This window comes from Streptomyces sp. NPDC054794 (assembly GCF_053611585.1).
In genome coordinates this window covers 33,585-49,200 of the sequence record NZ_JBSHAQ010000021.1, presented here as the reverse complement: position 1 = coordinate 49,200, position 15,616 = coordinate 33,585, and the positions used below count along the sequence as shown (strand labels likewise).

The 15,616-nt window shown below is 72.4% G+C and carries 9 protein-coding genes; 5 read left to right on the top strand and 4 right to left on the bottom strand.

What is annotated here, in order from left to right; genetic code table 11:
* The first annotated feature begins 299 nt into the window (after nt 1-299).
* The 5 genes from ACWGKT_RS22800 (at nt 300) to ACWGKT_RS22780 (ending at nt 8,949) form a co-directional block, all read left to right on the top strand.
* A complete protein-coding gene (locus tag ACWGKT_RS22800; protein WP_453275126.1) occupies nt 300-2,108 on the top strand; it encodes a M4 family metallopeptidase in 1,809 nt (602 codons plus the stop codon).
* Nucleotides 2,109-2,246: 138 nt separating this feature from the next.
* Nucleotides 2,247-3,440 (top strand): ROK family protein, encoded by a 1,194-nt coding sequence (locus ACWGKT_RS22795; protein ID WP_453275125.1) that lies wholly within the window; start codon nt 2,247-2,249, stop codon nt 3,438-3,440.
* Nucleotides 3,441-3,485: 45 nt separating this feature from the next.
* Entirely contained in the window at nt 3,486-5,369 is a 1,884-nt protein-coding gene (locus tag ACWGKT_RS22790; protein WP_453275124.1) for an alpha-galactosidase D, read from the top strand.
* A 17-nt stretch (nt 5,370-5,386) separates the two neighbouring features.
* On the top strand, nt 5,387-7,741 hold the full coding sequence (locus ACWGKT_RS22785) for a glycosyl hydrolase family 95 catalytic domain-containing protein (RefSeq protein ID WP_453275123.1): 2,355 nt from the start codon (nt 5,387-5,389) through the stop codon (nt 7,739-7,741).
* Complete coding sequence (locus ACWGKT_RS22780) at nt 7,738-8,949, top strand: SGNH/GDSL hydrolase family protein (RefSeq protein WP_453275122.1); 1,212 nt, start codon at nt 7,738-7,740, stop codon at nt 8,947-8,949. The genes ACWGKT_RS22785 and ACWGKT_RS22780 overlap by 4 nt, the downstream gene beginning before the upstream one ends.
* Here ACWGKT_RS22780 and ACWGKT_RS22775 read toward each other — a convergent pair.
* From ACWGKT_RS22775 to ACWGKT_RS22760, 4 genes are read right to left on the bottom strand one after another with little or no spacing between them, the layout of a single operon-like run.
* Nucleotides 8,946-11,870, bottom strand: coding sequence for a helix-turn-helix transcriptional regulator (locus ACWGKT_RS22775; protein ID WP_453275121.1), 2,925 nt, complete (start codon nt 11,868-11,870; stop codon nt 8,946-8,948). The genes ACWGKT_RS22780 and ACWGKT_RS22775 overlap by 4 nt on opposite strands.
* 52 nt (nt 11,871-11,922) lie before the next feature.
* Nucleotides 11,923-12,273 (bottom strand): UBP-type zinc finger domain-containing protein, encoded by a 351-nt coding sequence (locus tag ACWGKT_RS22770; protein ID WP_453275120.1) that lies wholly within the window; start codon nt 12,271-12,273, stop codon nt 11,923-11,925.
* The gene (locus ACWGKT_RS22765; RefSeq protein ID WP_453275119.1) at nt 12,270-13,718 is read right to left on the bottom strand and encodes an ATP-binding protein; all 1,449 of its coding nucleotides are present in this window, start codon (nt 13,716-13,718) and stop codon (nt 12,270-12,272) included. Before ACWGKT_RS22765 ends, ACWGKT_RS22770 begins: the two co-directional genes overlap by 4 nt.
* Entirely contained in the window at nt 13,715-15,391 is a 1,677-nt protein-coding gene (locus ACWGKT_RS22760) for an FAD-dependent oxidoreductase (protein ID WP_453275118.1), read from the bottom strand. Before ACWGKT_RS22760 ends, ACWGKT_RS22765 begins: the two co-directional genes overlap by 4 nt.
* Nucleotides 15,392-15,616 lie beyond the last annotated feature (225 nt).

Here is a 15,616-nt window from a genome sequence, read left to right as displayed (position 1 = left end):
CTCCCCTCCGCACCGACGTCGGTGCGAGATTCGTCACATCTCGGCCAGGGAACCTACTCGCCTGACCTCACATCACCACAGTTGACACACAGTTGGCCATGTCCCGATCACCCTGCGGAACGCATTCGTAAAAGATTGTCATAGAAGGTCGCGAAAGCGATCATTCCGGCTTTACGCGGACATGACTTTTCCGTAAGGGTTTCGGTCGGGGACCCGACCAGTCTCCATGGCGCTCAACAGCGCCGTGCCCAAAGGCGGTTGGCGTTTTCGGCCGTCTTCGAACAAAGGAACCCCTATCAGTGCGTAGACCGCACATACGCAGCGTGGCGGTTGCCGTCGCTGTGACGACGGCCGCAACGGGCCTGGCCGGCACGGCTTTCGCCGGTCCCACCACGGGGGTGGAGCAGTCCGCGACGAGCGCCGCCACGACGACCGCGTCGGTCGTGTCGGCGGCTCGCGCCGCCGCCGTCGCCCACGCGTCGGCGACCGGCATATCCCGAGGCGATGAACTCCACGCCCAGGACGTCATGATCGACCCGGAGGGCGCGCGTCACGTTCGCTTCGTCCGGACCCACAACAACATGCCGGTGCTCGGTGGCGACCTCGTCGTCCACCTCTCCCGGCAGCTGAGCTACACCGGTGTCACCCGCGCGGCGGCGCACGCCGTGAAGCCCTCGGCCACGCAGGCCAAGCTGACGGCGAACCAGGCGGAGGAGAAGGCCGCCGCGGTTGCCAAGGGCGAGGCGGGCACGGCCGAGCTGGTGGTGGACGCCCGGGGCGGCGCTTCGGCCCTCGCCTACCAGGTGACGGTGACCGACAGCGCCGCCGCCGAGGGCGGCTCCCGGACGGTCGTCGTGGACGCCGTCACGGGCAAGGTGCGCAGCAACGTAACGGTCAGCGACGAGTTCCTGTCGCCGAAGCTGCTCGACACCCTGCGCAAGCGGGGCGAGTCGATCGACCCGGCCACCGGCATCGGCTCGCAGGCCGCCGGCCTGACCGGGGCGACCGAGGCGACCGGACCCGGTCTGACCGGCGCCGTCCGCTACCCGAGGACGCTGCCGGGCACCGGCAAGTCCCTGTTCGTCGGCACGGTCGGGCTCACCGTCCAGCAGACGGCTCGCACGAGCTACCTGCTGAAGGACCCCAACCGCTACGGCACCGAGACCCGTGACGCACGAGGCACGGAGACCGAGAACTTCGGCGCGGGCAAGAAGATCACCAGCACGACCAGCACCTTCGGCAACGGCGCGACCTCCAACCGCGCCAGTGCCGCCGTCGATGCCCAGTACGGCATCACGAAGACGCTGGACTTCTACAAGAAGACGTTCAACCGCAAGGGCATCGCGAACAACAGCAAGGCCGCCAAGGCCATGGTCCACTGGGGCAAGAAGGTCGGAAACGCCTTCTGGGACCCGAAGTGCGGCTGCATGCTGTACGGCGACGGTGACGGCGTCATGATCAAGAAGCCGCTCGTCGTCCTCGACGTCACCGGTCACGAGCTGACCCACGGCGTGGTGGACGCGACGGCGAAGCTCGAGCCGACCTTCGAGGACCGGAACGGCCAGTACGGTGAGCCGGGTTCGCTGAACGAGTCGCTGGCCGACATCTTCGGCTCCAACGTCGAGTTCTTCACCAAGAACCCGAAGGACACGCCGGACTACCTGATCGGCGAGAAGGTGGGCCTGCAGCAGAAGTTCCTGCGGCGCCTCGACAAGCCGTCGCTGGACCGGCTCGAGGGCACGATCGACTACTGGTCGCCCGACGTGTTCTTCACCGAGGTGCACGCCGGTTCCGGCGTCTCCTCGCACGCGTACTACCTCCTCGCGGAGGGCAGCGGCCAGAAGACGATCAACGGCGTCAAGTACGACTCGCCGACGTACGACGGCGGGACGGTCAAGGGTATCGGCCGCACCAAGGCCTCGGCGATCTTCTACCGCGCCCTGACCCGCTACATGGTCTCCACGACCGACTTCCACGACGCGCGCGTCGCGACGCTGAAGGCGGCCAAGGACCTCTACGGCGCGACCAGCGTCGAGTACAAGACGGTCGACCGGGCCTGGGCCGCGGTCAACGTCACCGCCGCGAACACGCCGGCCGCCCGTCACTGACGGCAGCCGAATCACGGCAGACCAGGGTGCCCCGCCTCGCGCGGGGCACCCGCATGTCCGCCCCGGGAACAACTGCCGCTCCAGCAACCGCTGTTTCTTTTATTGACAGCGGAAAACAATGGCCCTAGGTTCCCGGCCATGCGCTCGACCTCCCGCACCGAGACGTTCCCCGCGCACACACCGGCCGCCTCGCAGGTCTTCACCACCCTTCTGTCCCACGGCCCCCTCACCCGGCTGGCGGCCGCCCGCCGCGCCGGACTGTCACCGGCCGCCGTGACCAAGGCGGTTCGCCCCCTCATCGAGGCCGGCTATCTGGTGGAGGACGCCGACGACGAACCCCGTGCCGCGCTCGGGCGCCCCGCGAACCCGGTGCGGGTGGACGGCTCACGCGCCCTGTTCGTCGGCGTGAAGGTGACCGGCGACGAGATCATCGGCGTGCTGACCGACCTGTGCTGCCGCATCCGCCTCGCCCGGCGCGTCCCGCTGACCGACCGCGCGCCCCGGGCGGTGCTGGCCTCGGTCGCCGACCTCGTGCACGACCTGCGGGCCGGGGCGGACGACATCGGCGTGCCGGTCCTCGGCCTCGGCGTCGCCGTCTCCGGTGACGTCGACCGCGCCGAAGGCGTCGTGCGCTACTCGCCCTTCCTGGAGTGGCGGGACGTCCCCCTTGCCGAACTCATCGCCATGACCACCGGGTTGCCGGTCACCGTCGACAACGATGTCCGTGCCCTGACGATCGCGGAGCAGTGGTTCGGCGCCGGAGTCGGGCTGTCCGACTTCGCCGTCGTCACCGTCGGCGCGGGCATCGGCTGCGGTCTCGTGGTGCACGGCCGAGTGGTCGCGGGCGCGCACGGCGTGGCGGGCGAGATCGGCCATGTGGCCGTCGACCCGGCCGGCCCGCCCTGCCACTGCGGCAACCGCGGCTGTGTGGAGGCGATCGCCGGGGACGCCGCGATCGTCGCGCGGATGCGCGAGGTGACGGGCCGTCCAGTCGCCGATTCCGCCGCGGCCGTAGCCCTCGCCCACCAGGGACTTCCCGGGGCCCGGGAGGTGTACGCGCGGGCGGGGGAGGCCATCGGCCGCGGCATCGCCACCGTGGCCAACCTGTTCGGACCCGAACGCGTGATCATCTCCGGGGAGGGCCTCGCCGCCTACGACCTGTTCGCCGAACAGATCCGGGACGCCTTCGCCGCGGCCGCCTTCGGCTCCGCCGCGCGCTGCGACGTACAGACCCGCCCGCTTCCCTTCGAGGAGTGGGCACGCGGGGCCGCGGCCGCCGCGATCCAGTCCTTCATCACGTCAACTCCCGCCGAGGGATCGGGCAAGGGCTGAGCCGCCCGACCCGCCCGACCCTGGAACCCCCTGGAGGTACGGCCCATGCGGTCACCCTCGTACGCCGTCCTGCCCGCACGCGGACTGAGAGCCGCGGTCGTCCTGGCCCTCACCGCGGGCCTCGCCACCGCGATCCCGGCCGCACACGCCGATCCGGCCACAGGCACCGCGGCCACGACAGACACCGCCGACGCCACCGGCACGGCCGGCACCGCGCAGGCCGCACCGGCGGCTCCAACGGCCCCGGCCCTCGCGGCCAAGCCGTACATGGGCTGGTCGAGTTGGAGCATGCAGTCCTCGAAGTACCCGGGACTCAACCCGGACGGCGACTTCAGCTACCTCGCCGAGGCGAACGTCCTCAAGCAGACCGACGCCCTCGCCGCCAAGCTCAAGGGCTTCGGCTACGAGTACGTCAACATCGACTCCGGCTGGTGGCGCGACCGGGCGTGGAAGCCGGAGTTCGACGGATACGGGCGGCAGCAGGCCGACCCGGTCCGCTTCCCCAGCGGCATGAAGGCGGTCGCCGACCACATCCACGCCAAGGGCCTCAAGGCCGGCATCTACCTTCCCGTCGGCCTGGAGAAGGAGGCCTACGGCGAGGGGAAGACGCCGGTGTGGAACGCCGACGGCTGCACCACCGCCGACATCGTGTACTCCGACCTGCGCACCACCAACGGCTGGGACAGCGCCTACAAACTCGACTTCGCCAAGCCCTGCACGCAGAAGTACATAGATTCCCAGGCCCAGTTGATAGCCGGCTGGGGCTACGACTTCCTCAAGCTCGACGGCGTCGGCCCCGGCTCCTTCAAGAGCGGAGACAACTACGACAACGTTGCCGACGTGGCCGCCTGGCAGCAGGCCATCGCCGCCACCGGCCGACCCCTGCACCTGGAACTGTCCTGGTCCCTCGACATCGGGCACGCCGGCGACTGGAAGAAGTACTCCCACGGCTGGCGCGTCGACACCGACGTCGAGTGCTACTGCAACACCCTCGCCAGCTGGGAGAACTCCGTCGACGACCGCTTCGACGACACCCCCGGCTGGACCCGGCACGCCGGCCCCGGCGGCTGGAACGACCTCGATTCCCTCGACGTCGGCAACGGCGCCATGGACGGCCTCACCAAGGCCGAGCGGCAGACCTACGCCACCCTCTGGGCCATCGCCAAGTCCCCGCTCTACACCGGCGACGACCTCACCCGGCTCGACGACTACGGCCTCGCCCTGCTGACCAACCGCGAGGTCATCGCCGTCGACCAGGGCGACACGCCGCCCGCCCGACCGGTCACCCCCTCCGACCCGCAACAGGTGTGGGCCGCCAAGAACCCCGACGGCACCTACACGGTCGCCCTGTTCAACCTCGCCGACGCCCCCGCCGCCGTCACCGCCGACTGGTCCGCCCTCGGCTTCACCGGCAAGGCCGCCGTCCGGGACCTGTGGAACCACGAGAACCTCGGCACCCGGCGCGGCGGCATCACCGAGGCCCTCCCCGCGCACGGCTCCCGCCTGTTCACCGTCACCCCGCACGGCGGCACCCTCACCAGCACCGCCTACGAGGCCGAGTCCGCCGCCAACACCCTCGGCGGCCACGCCTCGGTCGCCGGCTGCTCCGCCTGCTCCGGCGAGAAGAAGGTCGGCAACCTCTACCTCGGCGGCACACTCCGCATCAACGACGTCGTCGTCGCCAAGGCCGGCACCTACCTGGTCCAGGTCGCGTACGTCAGCGGTGACGCCCGCTCCGCGGACATCTGGGCGAACTCCGGCGGCGCCGTCCGCCACACGTTCCCCTCCACCGGCGACTGGGGAACCGTAGCGACGGTGAGCGTGCCCGTGACGCTCAGGGCCGGCACCAACTCGATCACCTTCGACAGCTCGGGCCCGGGGTACGCCCCGGACATCGACCGGATCTCCGTCCCCGCCTCGCCGCGCTAGAGCACCCGGAGCCCGCCATGGACATCCACCCCAGCAGACGCGGCTTCCTCACCCTCGCCGCCGCGACCGGCGCCCTCGCCGGACTGCCCGCCTTCACCGCCTCCGCCGCACCGCGGCGACCCGCCGACGCGCCCGCCGCCACCGACCCGCGTCACCTGCTCTGGTGGCGGGCCCCCGCCGACGACCACTCGATGATCGAACAGGGCCTGCCCGTCGGCAACGGCCGCCTCGGTGCCCTCGCGAGCAACGACCCCGGCCGCGAACTCCTCCTCGTCACCGACGCCACGATGTGGACCGGCGGCCTCAACGACACCCTCGACGCCGACGGCCAGTTCCCCTACGGCCGCGAGGACTTCGGGTCCCTCACCCTCCTCGCCCGGCTCACCGTCGACCTCCCCGACCACGACCTGTCCGCCGTCACCGGCTACCGCCGCACCCTCGACCTCGCCCAGGGCGTGGTGACGACGTCGTACGTCCGCTCCGGAGTCACCTACCGCAGACAGCTGTTCGTGAGCCGCCCCGACGACGTGCTGGTCCTGCACCTCACCCAGAACGGCGGCGGCCGCTACACCGGCACCGTCACCCTGGACGGCACGCACGGCGAAGAGCCCTCCGGAGCCGAGTCGTTCGCCGGCGCCTTCCCGGGCGGGCTGCGCTACGGCGCCGCGATCACCGCGTACGGCAGCGGAGGCAGCGTTCGCGTCGACGGCACCCGCATCACCTTCACCGGCTGCAAGGACCTGACGGTGGTGCTGAGCGGCGGAACCAACTACGCGCCCGACGCCGCCACCCACTACCGGGACCCCTCCCTCGACCCCGAGGCCCTGGCCCGCGCCAAGGTCCGCGCCGCCGCCCGCAACTCCGCGGACACCCTGCTGCGCACGCACGTCGCCGACCACCGGGCGCTGTACGACCCGTTCGACATCTCGCTCGGCACCTCGACGGCCCAGCAGCGGGCCCTGGACACCTGGGAGCGGCTCCGCGCCCGCGCCCGGGACGGCGTACCGGACCCCGAACTCGAAGCCGCCTACCTCCAGTTCGGCCGCCACCTGATGATCTCCGGCTCCCGGGGCAGCCTGCCGATGGGCCTCCAGGGACTGTGGCTCGACGGCAACGACCCGGACTGGATGGGCGACTACCACACCGACATCAACCTCCAGATGAACTACTGGATGGCCGACCGGGCGGGCCTGTCCTCCTGCTTCGACGCGCTCACCGACTACTGCGTGGCCCAGCTCCCCTCCTGGACCGACCTCACCCGAAGACTCTTCAACGACTCCCGCAACCGCTACCGCAACTCCAGTGGCAAGAACGCCGGCTGGACGGTCGCCATCTCCACCAACCCGCACGGCGGCGGGGGCTGGTGGTGGCATCCGGCGGGCAACGCCTGGCTGTGCAACACCCTGTTCGAGCACTACGAGTTCACCCGCTCCCGCGGCCACCTGGAGCGGATCTACCCCCTCCTCAAGGGCGCCTGCGAGTTCTGGGAGGCGCGGCTGCTCACCACCACCCTGCCGGGTACCTCGCGCGAGGTCCTGATCGCCGACAGCGACTGGTCGCCCGAGCAGGGCCCGCTCGACGCGAAGGGCATCACCTACGCCCAGGAGCTGGTCCGGGCGCTGTTCGGCAACTACGCCGGCGCCGCCGCCGAACTGGGCCGGGACCGCGGCTACGCCGACACCGTCGCCGGGCTCCGCGACCGCCTGTACCTGCCCGTGGTCAGCCCCACAACGGGCTGGCTGGAGGAGTGGATGTCGCCGGACAACCTCGGCGAGACCACCCACCGGCACCTGTCCCCGCTCGTCGGCCTCTTCCCCGGCGACCGCATCCGCCCCGACGGCTCCACCCCCGCCGACATCGTGGCCGGAGCCGCGGCGCTGCTGACCGCCCGCGGCATGGAGAGCTTCGGGTGGGCCAACGCCTGGCGCAGTCTGTGCTGGGCCCGGCTGAAGAATCCCGACAAGGCCTACCAGTTGGTCGTCAACAACCTGCGCCCGTCCAGCGGCGGCAGCAACGGCACGGCGCCCAACCTGTTCGACATCTACCAGGTCGAGCGGGGCCGGGGCATCTTCCAGATCGACGCCAACTTCGGCACCCCGGCCGCGATGGTCGAGATGCTGGTGTACTCCCGGCCCGGCCACGTGGAGCTGTTGCCCGCCCTGCCCGACGCCTGGTCGGCGGTCGGCTCCCTCACCGGGGCGCCGGTGCGCGGCGGCTTCGTCCTCGACCTGGCCTGGCGCGACGGCAGGCCGACCGAGGCCCGGCTGCGCAGCGTCGGCGGGCGCATCACCGAGGTGGCCTACGGCAGCAGGTCCAGGACGGTCACCCTCGAACCCGGGGAGTCCGTCACGTTGAAGGACCTCGCCCGGTGACCGCCCGCCTCGCGCGCGCCGTCCGCCGCGCGGTCGTCCTGCTGGCCGCGGTCGCCTGCCAGTCCGCCCCCGCGCGGGCGGCCGACGCCCGGCACGACGTCGTCACCTGGGCGGCGAGCGCCGACCGGCTGGGCGAGGGCGTGGCCGACCGCGGCTACCGGCTGGTCGTGCACACCAGCGCGGCCGGCAGCGAGCTGCGCGTCCGCCTCTCCAACGCCTTCGGGGACCGGCCCCTGACCTTCGACAACGTCCACGCCGGCGTCCGGCGCCAGGGCGCCGAGCTCCAGAAGGGGAGCAACCGGCGGCTGACCTTCGGCGGTGCCCGTACGGTCACCGTGCCGGCGGGCGCCACGGTCTGGAGCGACCCGCTGCCCGGCAAGGTGCCCGCCGGGACCGACCTCGCCGTCAGTGTCCACAGTCCCGACGCGGCGGGCCCGGCGACCGGCCACGGCATGGCGATGCAGACCTCGTACGTCACCCAGGGCGACCACACGGGAGAGGAGGGCGGGGGCAATTGGACGGCCACGACCGGCTCCTGGTTCTACCTCGACGCCGTCTCGGTACGGCCCCCGAGCACGGCCACCGGAGCCGTCGTCGCGCTCGGCGACTCCATCACCGACGGCTGGCAGTCCACCACCGACCTGAACCGCCGCTGGCCCGACTACCTGTCCCGGCGGTTCCGGACGGCCCAGACCACGGTCGAGGGCGTGGCCAACGAGGGGATCTCGGGCAACAAGGTCCTGGCGGACGGCGCCGGACAGAGCGCCCTGCACCGGCTGGACCGGGACGTCCTGTCCCAGCCCGGCGTCCGTACCGTCTTCCTCTTCGAGGGCGTCAACGACATCAAGGCGCACACCGGTGTCACCGCGCAGGACATGATCGCCGGGTACCGGGAGATCGTGGACCGGGCCCACGCCGCCGGCAGGTGCGTCGTCGGCGCGACCGTCGGCCCCTTCAAGGGCTGGTCCGAATGGGATCCGGCCGCCGAGGCCGTACGCCAGGAGGTGAACCAATTCATCAGGACGAGCGGGGAGTTCGACGCGGTCGCCGACTTCGACCACGCCCTGCGCAGCCCGTACGACCCCGAGCGGATCCTGCCCTTCCTCGACGGAGGTGACCATCTGCATCCCAACGACAAGGGCATGCGGGCCATGGCGGACACCGTCGACCTCGACCGCCTCGACTGCCGGTCCCAGGCCCTGTCCTAGGCCGTCGGCTCCGGTGTGATCAGACCCTCGCGATAGGCGACCGCGACCGCCTCCGTGCGGCTCGCGGCGCCCAGCTTGGCGAGGATGTTGGAGACGTGCACACTCGCCGTCTTGCCGGTGATGAACAGCTCCTCGCCGATCTGGCGGTTGCTGCGGCCGCGGGCGAGGAGCCGCAGCACGTCCTGCTCACGGGCGGTGAGCGGAGAGGTGCGCTCGCCGCCGGACGGGGTGTCCGCGAGGCGGCCGCGACGTATCAGGGCGTCGACCCGCTCCAGGAGCGGCGCCGCGCCCAGCCGGGCGGCCGTCTCCCGGGCCTCGCGCGCCCGGACGGCCGCCTCGGCCCGCCGGTCGGCCGCCAGCAGGGCCTCGGCCAACCGCACCCGGCAGCGCGCCCGCTCGTACACGTCGCCGTCCTCGAACGCGGCGACCGCCTTCTCCCAGAGCGCCACGTCCGGCCCCGCGACGGCCCACGCCCACTCCGCCTCGGCACGGGCCAGCCAGGCCCGGCCCTCCGGACCCTGCGCGCCGCCGTCCTCACCCCGCTCGGCCGTCCCGCGCGCCCGCTCCACCAGTTCCGTCGCCGTGTCCGTCCAGCGGCGAAGGCCCGCCTCGTCGCCGGCCCGGCGCAGTTCGGCGGCCCGGACGGCGACGGCGGCCAGACACAGCGCGGCCAGCCGGACCGTCACGTCGGGACGCCGCCCCGAGTCGTCGCTGAGGGCCTTGACCGTCGCGCGCATCCGCTCCACCGCCGCCTCCGGGTCCCCGCGCAGGGCGGCCGCGTCGGTGAGCACGATCCCGGCGACGAGCGTGCCCATCCAGTCGAAGGGCCCCTCCAGCAGCGCGCGGGCCCGCTCGACGGCCCGCAGGTCGCCGCGCGCCAGCGCCACGTACAGAGCCGGTCCGAGCGCGTACCCGCCCGCCGTCTCGGCGTCCGCGTCCGCCGTGCGCACGCACTCGTCCCACCGGCCCAGCGTGTACAGCGCCAGTAGCTGGAGATAGCGCATCTCCCGCGGATACGGCGAGGACAGCAGCCCGGCGCGGCGGGCCCGCTCCAGTCCCTCGTCCAGCCACGGCAGACAGTCCTGGAGATCGCCGGACTCGAAGCAGCCCACGGCGAGGTTGAACAGCGCGCGCATCTCCACCGGCGCGTTCCCCGCGCCACGGGCCAGCTCCCGGGCCTGCCGCAGGCGTTCGCGGCCCTCCCGGGAGCCGCGGCCCGCGCCTTCGAGCCCGGTCAGGGAGACCAGCAGATCGGCCTCGGCGTCGGTGACCCGCAACTCCCGTGCCACACCCAGGGCCTGACGGGCCAGGCGCAGCGCCGTCCCGGTCTCGCCGACGTGACGCGCCGCCAGGACATGCGTGGCCGCCGCCCACAGCCACGTCCGTGACGGCGGCTGCTGCGGGATCATCGCCAGGGCCTCGCTGCTGTACGCGTACGCCGCCGTCAGACTGTCGACGGTCAGCAGGTTTCCCGCCAGCGTGTAGCGGATGCGCGCGGCGAGTTCGGAGTCCGCGTCGTGGCCGGCCCCGGCGAGCGCGGCACGCGTCAGGGACACCGCCCGGTGCGGGTCCCCGGCGTGCGCGGCGGCCGCCGAGGCGCGCAGCGTCAGCGTCACCCGGTCGAGCCCCTCGCCGGCCGGCCGGGCGGCCACCGCCACCGACGACCACAGGTCGAGCGCGGTCTCCAGGTGCCGCAGCTCCTCGGCGGGCGCACCCACCCGCTGGGCGTGGTCGGCGGCCTCCAGGGAGGCGGCGAGCGCCTCGGGCAGGTCGTGGCTCTCACGGTAGTGGTGCGCCCGCTCGGCCGCGCTCTCCGCGCTCGGGCCGCGGGCGGCGAGCAGCCGGGCGAACGCGCCGTGCAGCCGGGACCGCTCCCCGGGCAGCAGATCGGCGTACACCGCCTCGCGCGCGAGGGCGTGCCGGAAGGAGTACGTGTCGCCGTCCCCGGGGACGAGCAACTGCCGTCCGACCGCCTCGCGCAGCGCCGACTCCAGCTCGTCCTCGGGCAGTCCGACCGCCTCCCGCAGCAGTTCGTGCCCGACCCGCCGCCCGGCGACGGCGGCGGTGCGCAGCACCTGCTGGGCCGTGTCGGACAGTTGCTCGACCCGGATGAGGAGCACGTCGGCCAGCCCGCTGGGCATCCCGGCGGCGCTCATGTCGGTGGCCGCGACCAGCTCCTCCGCGTAGAAGGCGTTGCCCTCGGCGCGCTGAACGATCCGGCGGACGGTGGTCTCCGGCAGCGGGCGGTCCCGCAGGGCCCGGACCAGCCGGGTCACGTCCTGGTCGGGCAGGGGCCGCAGTTCCAGGCGCTCGACGGCGGGCAGCCGGACCAGTTCGGCCAGCAGGGGCCGCAGGGGGTGGCGGCGGTGCAGGTCGTCCGCGCGGTACGAGGCGAACACGGCCAGGCGCCGGGCGGGGCCGCCGCGGCTGAGCAGGAATCTGAGCAGGTCCCGGGAGGACTGGTCGGCCCAGTGGATGTCCTCCAGGACGACGAGCAGCGGTGCCAGGTCCGCGAGGTCGGCCAGCAGCCCGGCCACGCCCTCGAAGAGCCGCAGTCGGCCGTCGGCGTCCCGGGCGGTGTCCGTCCCGGCGCCCAGCAGCCGATCCACCACCGGATGCGCGGCGAGCGCGGCGGCGAACCGCTCGTCGGCGGCGAGCGCCCCGAGGATCTCGGTGAACGGCAGATACGGCAGGCCGACGTCACCGAGGTCGACGCAGTGCCCGGTGACCACGGTCGTGCCGGACGCGACCGCCCGTTCGACGGCCTCGTCCAGCACCCGGGTCTTGCCGACCCCCGCGTCCCCGGCGACGAGTACGGCCCGCGCCTCGCCGTGTTGGGCACGCTCCAGCACGTCGGCCAGCCGGGAGAGCTCCCCGTCCCGGCCGATCAGCGGTGGCGTGATGAAGGCGGTCTGCGACACGCCCCCATCCTGGCACGAGCCACCGACAACGTGATCGGCGGCCGGGCGGCGTTCAGCGCAGCGTCTCCGCCCAGTTCACCGGCACCCGTCCCGCCGGTCCCGGGGTGGGCTGGTCCGCCGGGTGGCAGTGCGGGGCGGCCAGTTCCGGCCCGGAGTCGAACAACTCGTTGGTCTCGTAGTTCCAGAACCACTGCTCACCCGGTTCGAAGCTGCGGATGAACGGGTGGCCCGTCTCCCGGTAATGCGCGCTGGCGTGCTTGGCGGGGGAGTCGTCGCAGCAGCCGATGTGCCCGCACTGCGCGCAGCGCCGCAGATGGAACCACCAGCCGCCGGCCGCGTCACACTCCGGACAGCCGGTACCACTCGGCGGAACGCTGGGGTCGATGCCGGCCTCGCCGCTCATACTGCCTCCTCGGATGCTTCCGCGGCCAGGGGGAGCAGGACCTGGAAGCGGGTGTCGCCGGGCACCGACTCGACCTTCAGGCTGCCGTGGTGCTTGTTGACGACGATCCGCCAGGAGATGTCCAGGCCCAGCCCGGTGCCCTGGCCCACCGGTTTGGTCGTGAAGAAGGGGTCGAAGATGCGGTCCCGGATCTCCGGCGCGACACCCGGCCCGGTGTCGCGGAACTCGACCAGGACCCGCTCGTGGTCCAGGGCGGTCCGTACCGTCAACGTGCCGTCCCCGTCGGTGCTCCGCATGGCCGCGACCGCGTTGTCGATGAGGTTCGTCCACACCTGGTTGAGCTCCGCCGGGTAGGCCGGGACGGCCGGGAGCGTGCGGTCGTAGTCCTTGACGACGTGGATGCGTTGCCCGATCTTGCCGGACAGCATCAGCAGCGTGCTGTCGAGGAGTTCGTGCACGTCCACCACCCGGTAGGGCGCCCGGTCCAGCTGCGAGTACTGCTTGGCCGCGTCGACCAGGTGCGAGATGCGGGTGGTGGAGTCCTCGATCTCGTTCATCAACAGCTCGGTCTCGACGGTGTAGTTGAGCCAGCCGACGGCCCCCGGCAGGATCTCCTCGTCCACCGCCGCCGCGACCTGTTCCAGCCAGTCGATGTCGAGACCGGCCTGCACGAAGGTCGGCGCGAGCTGCCAGCCGTGGTCCATGCCGTGGTCCTCGAACCAGTCGGTGAGGGCGTCCTCACGGTCCGAGGCCTCCAGCGGACTGAGCGCGGGTGCCTTGGCGACCCGCTCGGCCGTGCGCTCCTGGATCTCCATGAGCTGCGCCAACACCTCGCGCGAGAACGGCCCTTCGGCGATGACGGCCAGCTTGCGCCGCATCTTGGCGACCCGCTCGCGCAGCGTCGAGGTGGCCCGCACGGCCGCCGCGGCGGGGTTGTTGAGCTCATGGGTGAGACCGGCCGACAACGAGCCGAGCGCCAGCAGCCGTTCCCGCTGCCCGATCGCGGCCTGGGTGCTCTTGACGCCGAAGAAGAGCCCCTCCAGCAGGTGGACCGCCATGGGGAACCACTCCTGCATGATGTCCGCGAACGTGTCCGCGGGCAGCACGAAGAAGCGGGTCGGCACGGTGACCCGCATGGAGTTGTTGTAGACCTGCAGCACCCGGTCACCGAGATAGGCCTGCATGGCTCCCGCGTACACCCCGGGCTGGGAGGTCCGGCTGACCTCCACGTCGTCGCCGCCGACCCGGCGCGAGAGCACCACCGTGCCCTCGACCATCACGAAGAAGCAGGTGGCCGGATCACCCTCGGTGTACACCGGCCCGGGCTCGAACAGCTCGACCCGACCCGCCCCGCACAGGCGGCCCTTCTGCTCCGGGCTCAGCTTCTCGAACAGGAACAGCGAGCCGATCTCCTGCGGGCTGCACGGCATCAACCGCCCGCTCATGACTGCTCCAGGTAACGGTGGACGAGCATCACGGCCATGGCTCCCTCTCCGACGGCGGACGCGACACGCTTGGCGGACTCGGCGCGCGCGTCGCCCGCCACGAACACGCCGGGCACGCTGGTCTCCAGGTGGTACGGCGGCCGGTCCAGCTCCCAGCTCGCCGGTGGCCGCCCGTCCGCGGTGAGGTCGGGCCCGGCGAGGATGAACCCGCGCTCGTCGCGCAGCACCGTCTCGCCCAGCCAGTCGGTGAGCGGGGCCGCGCCGATGAACACGAACATCCACTGCGCGTCGACGCGTTCGCTCTCGCCGGACACCGCGTGGCGCAGCGTCAGCTGCTCCAGGTGTTCGCCGCCGTGCGCCGCGTCGACGACCGTGTGGGGCCGCACCGAGATGTTGGGCGCCTCGTTGATCTGCTGGATCAGGTAGTACGACATCGACACCGACAGGTCCGCCCCGCGCACCAGCAGCGTCACGGACTTGGCGGTGCGGGACAGGTACATCGCCGCCTGGCCCGCCGAGTTGGCGCCGCCCACGATGTACACGTCGTGTCCCCGGCAGGCGTTCGCCTCGGTCAGCGCGGAGCCGTAGAACACCCCGCACCCGGTCAGGTCGTGGCAGCCGTCGGCCTCCAGCTGCCGGTACTGCACACCGGTCGCCAGGATCACGCTGTGCGCCGCCACCGCCGACCCGTCCGCGAACCGTACGACCCGTGCCGCGCCGTTCACCTCCAGGCCGACGACCTCGCGCGTGGTGAGGATCTCGGCGCCGAACCGGGTCGCCTGCCGGCGGGCCCGCTCGGCGAGCTGTGCGCCCGAGACACCGTCGGGGAAGCCCAGGTAGTTCTCGATCCGGGAGCTCTGCCCGGCCTGCCCGCCGGTCGCCGAGCGTTCCACCAGGACCGTCCGCAGACCCTCCGAGGCGCCGTACACCGCCGCGCCGAGCCCGGCCGGGCCGCCGCCGATGACGACGAGGTCGTAGAACTCGGCGGTGGGCGTCGTCGCCAGGCCCACCCGCGCGGCCAGTTCGGGCGCCTCCGGCTCGATCAGGGTCGTGCCGTCCGGGGTGATCACCAGCGGCAGCCGCTGGCCGTCCTGCTCGGCGGCGGACAGCAGCCGCTGCCCCTCCGGCTCCTCGACCGAGTACCAGCGGTAGGGCACCTGGTTGCGGGCGAGGAACTCACGCACGTCCGAGGAGCGCGCCGACCAGCGGTGCCCGACCACCTTGGTGCTGGGCACCGGCCGGTAGTCGCTGCACCGCCACGCCTCCAGCAGGTCGTCCACCACCGGATAGAGCTTCTCCTCCGGCGGGTCCCACGGCTTGAGCAGATAGTGGTCGAGATCGATGACGTTGATCGCGTCGATGGCCGCGTTCGTGTCCGCGTACGCGGTCAGCAGCACCCGCCGCGCACCGGGGTACACGTCCAGGGCCTGTTCCAGGAATTCGATGCCGTTCATCTGCGGCATGCGGTAGTCGGCCAGGACCACGGCCACGAGGTCGCCGCGCAGCTTCAGCTCGCGCAGCGCCTCCAGCGCGGACTCGCCGGACTCCGCGCGCACGATCCGGTACGACTCGCCGTAGCGCCGCCTGAGGTCGCGGGCGACGGCGCGGGAGACTCCCGGGTCGTCGTCCACGGTCAAGATGACGGTCCGCGCTGCGTCGGCGGCCTGTGCCATACGTCTCCCACCCCGAGCGGTCGATTCACGGGACGGTGTCGCCGTCGTCACCGCACCGGTTCCCGCCCATCGTATGTTCGATCGCCCGGGTTCGCTCCGGTGAGCCGGGGACGGTGCGCGCAGAGGCAAGATCCCGGCGGACGGTGCACGGGCGGGCACCGTTCCCGGCGCCCGCGCGGCGACGATCTTCCTCGGCCCCCGCGCCACCGGGCACCCCGGCGTGGT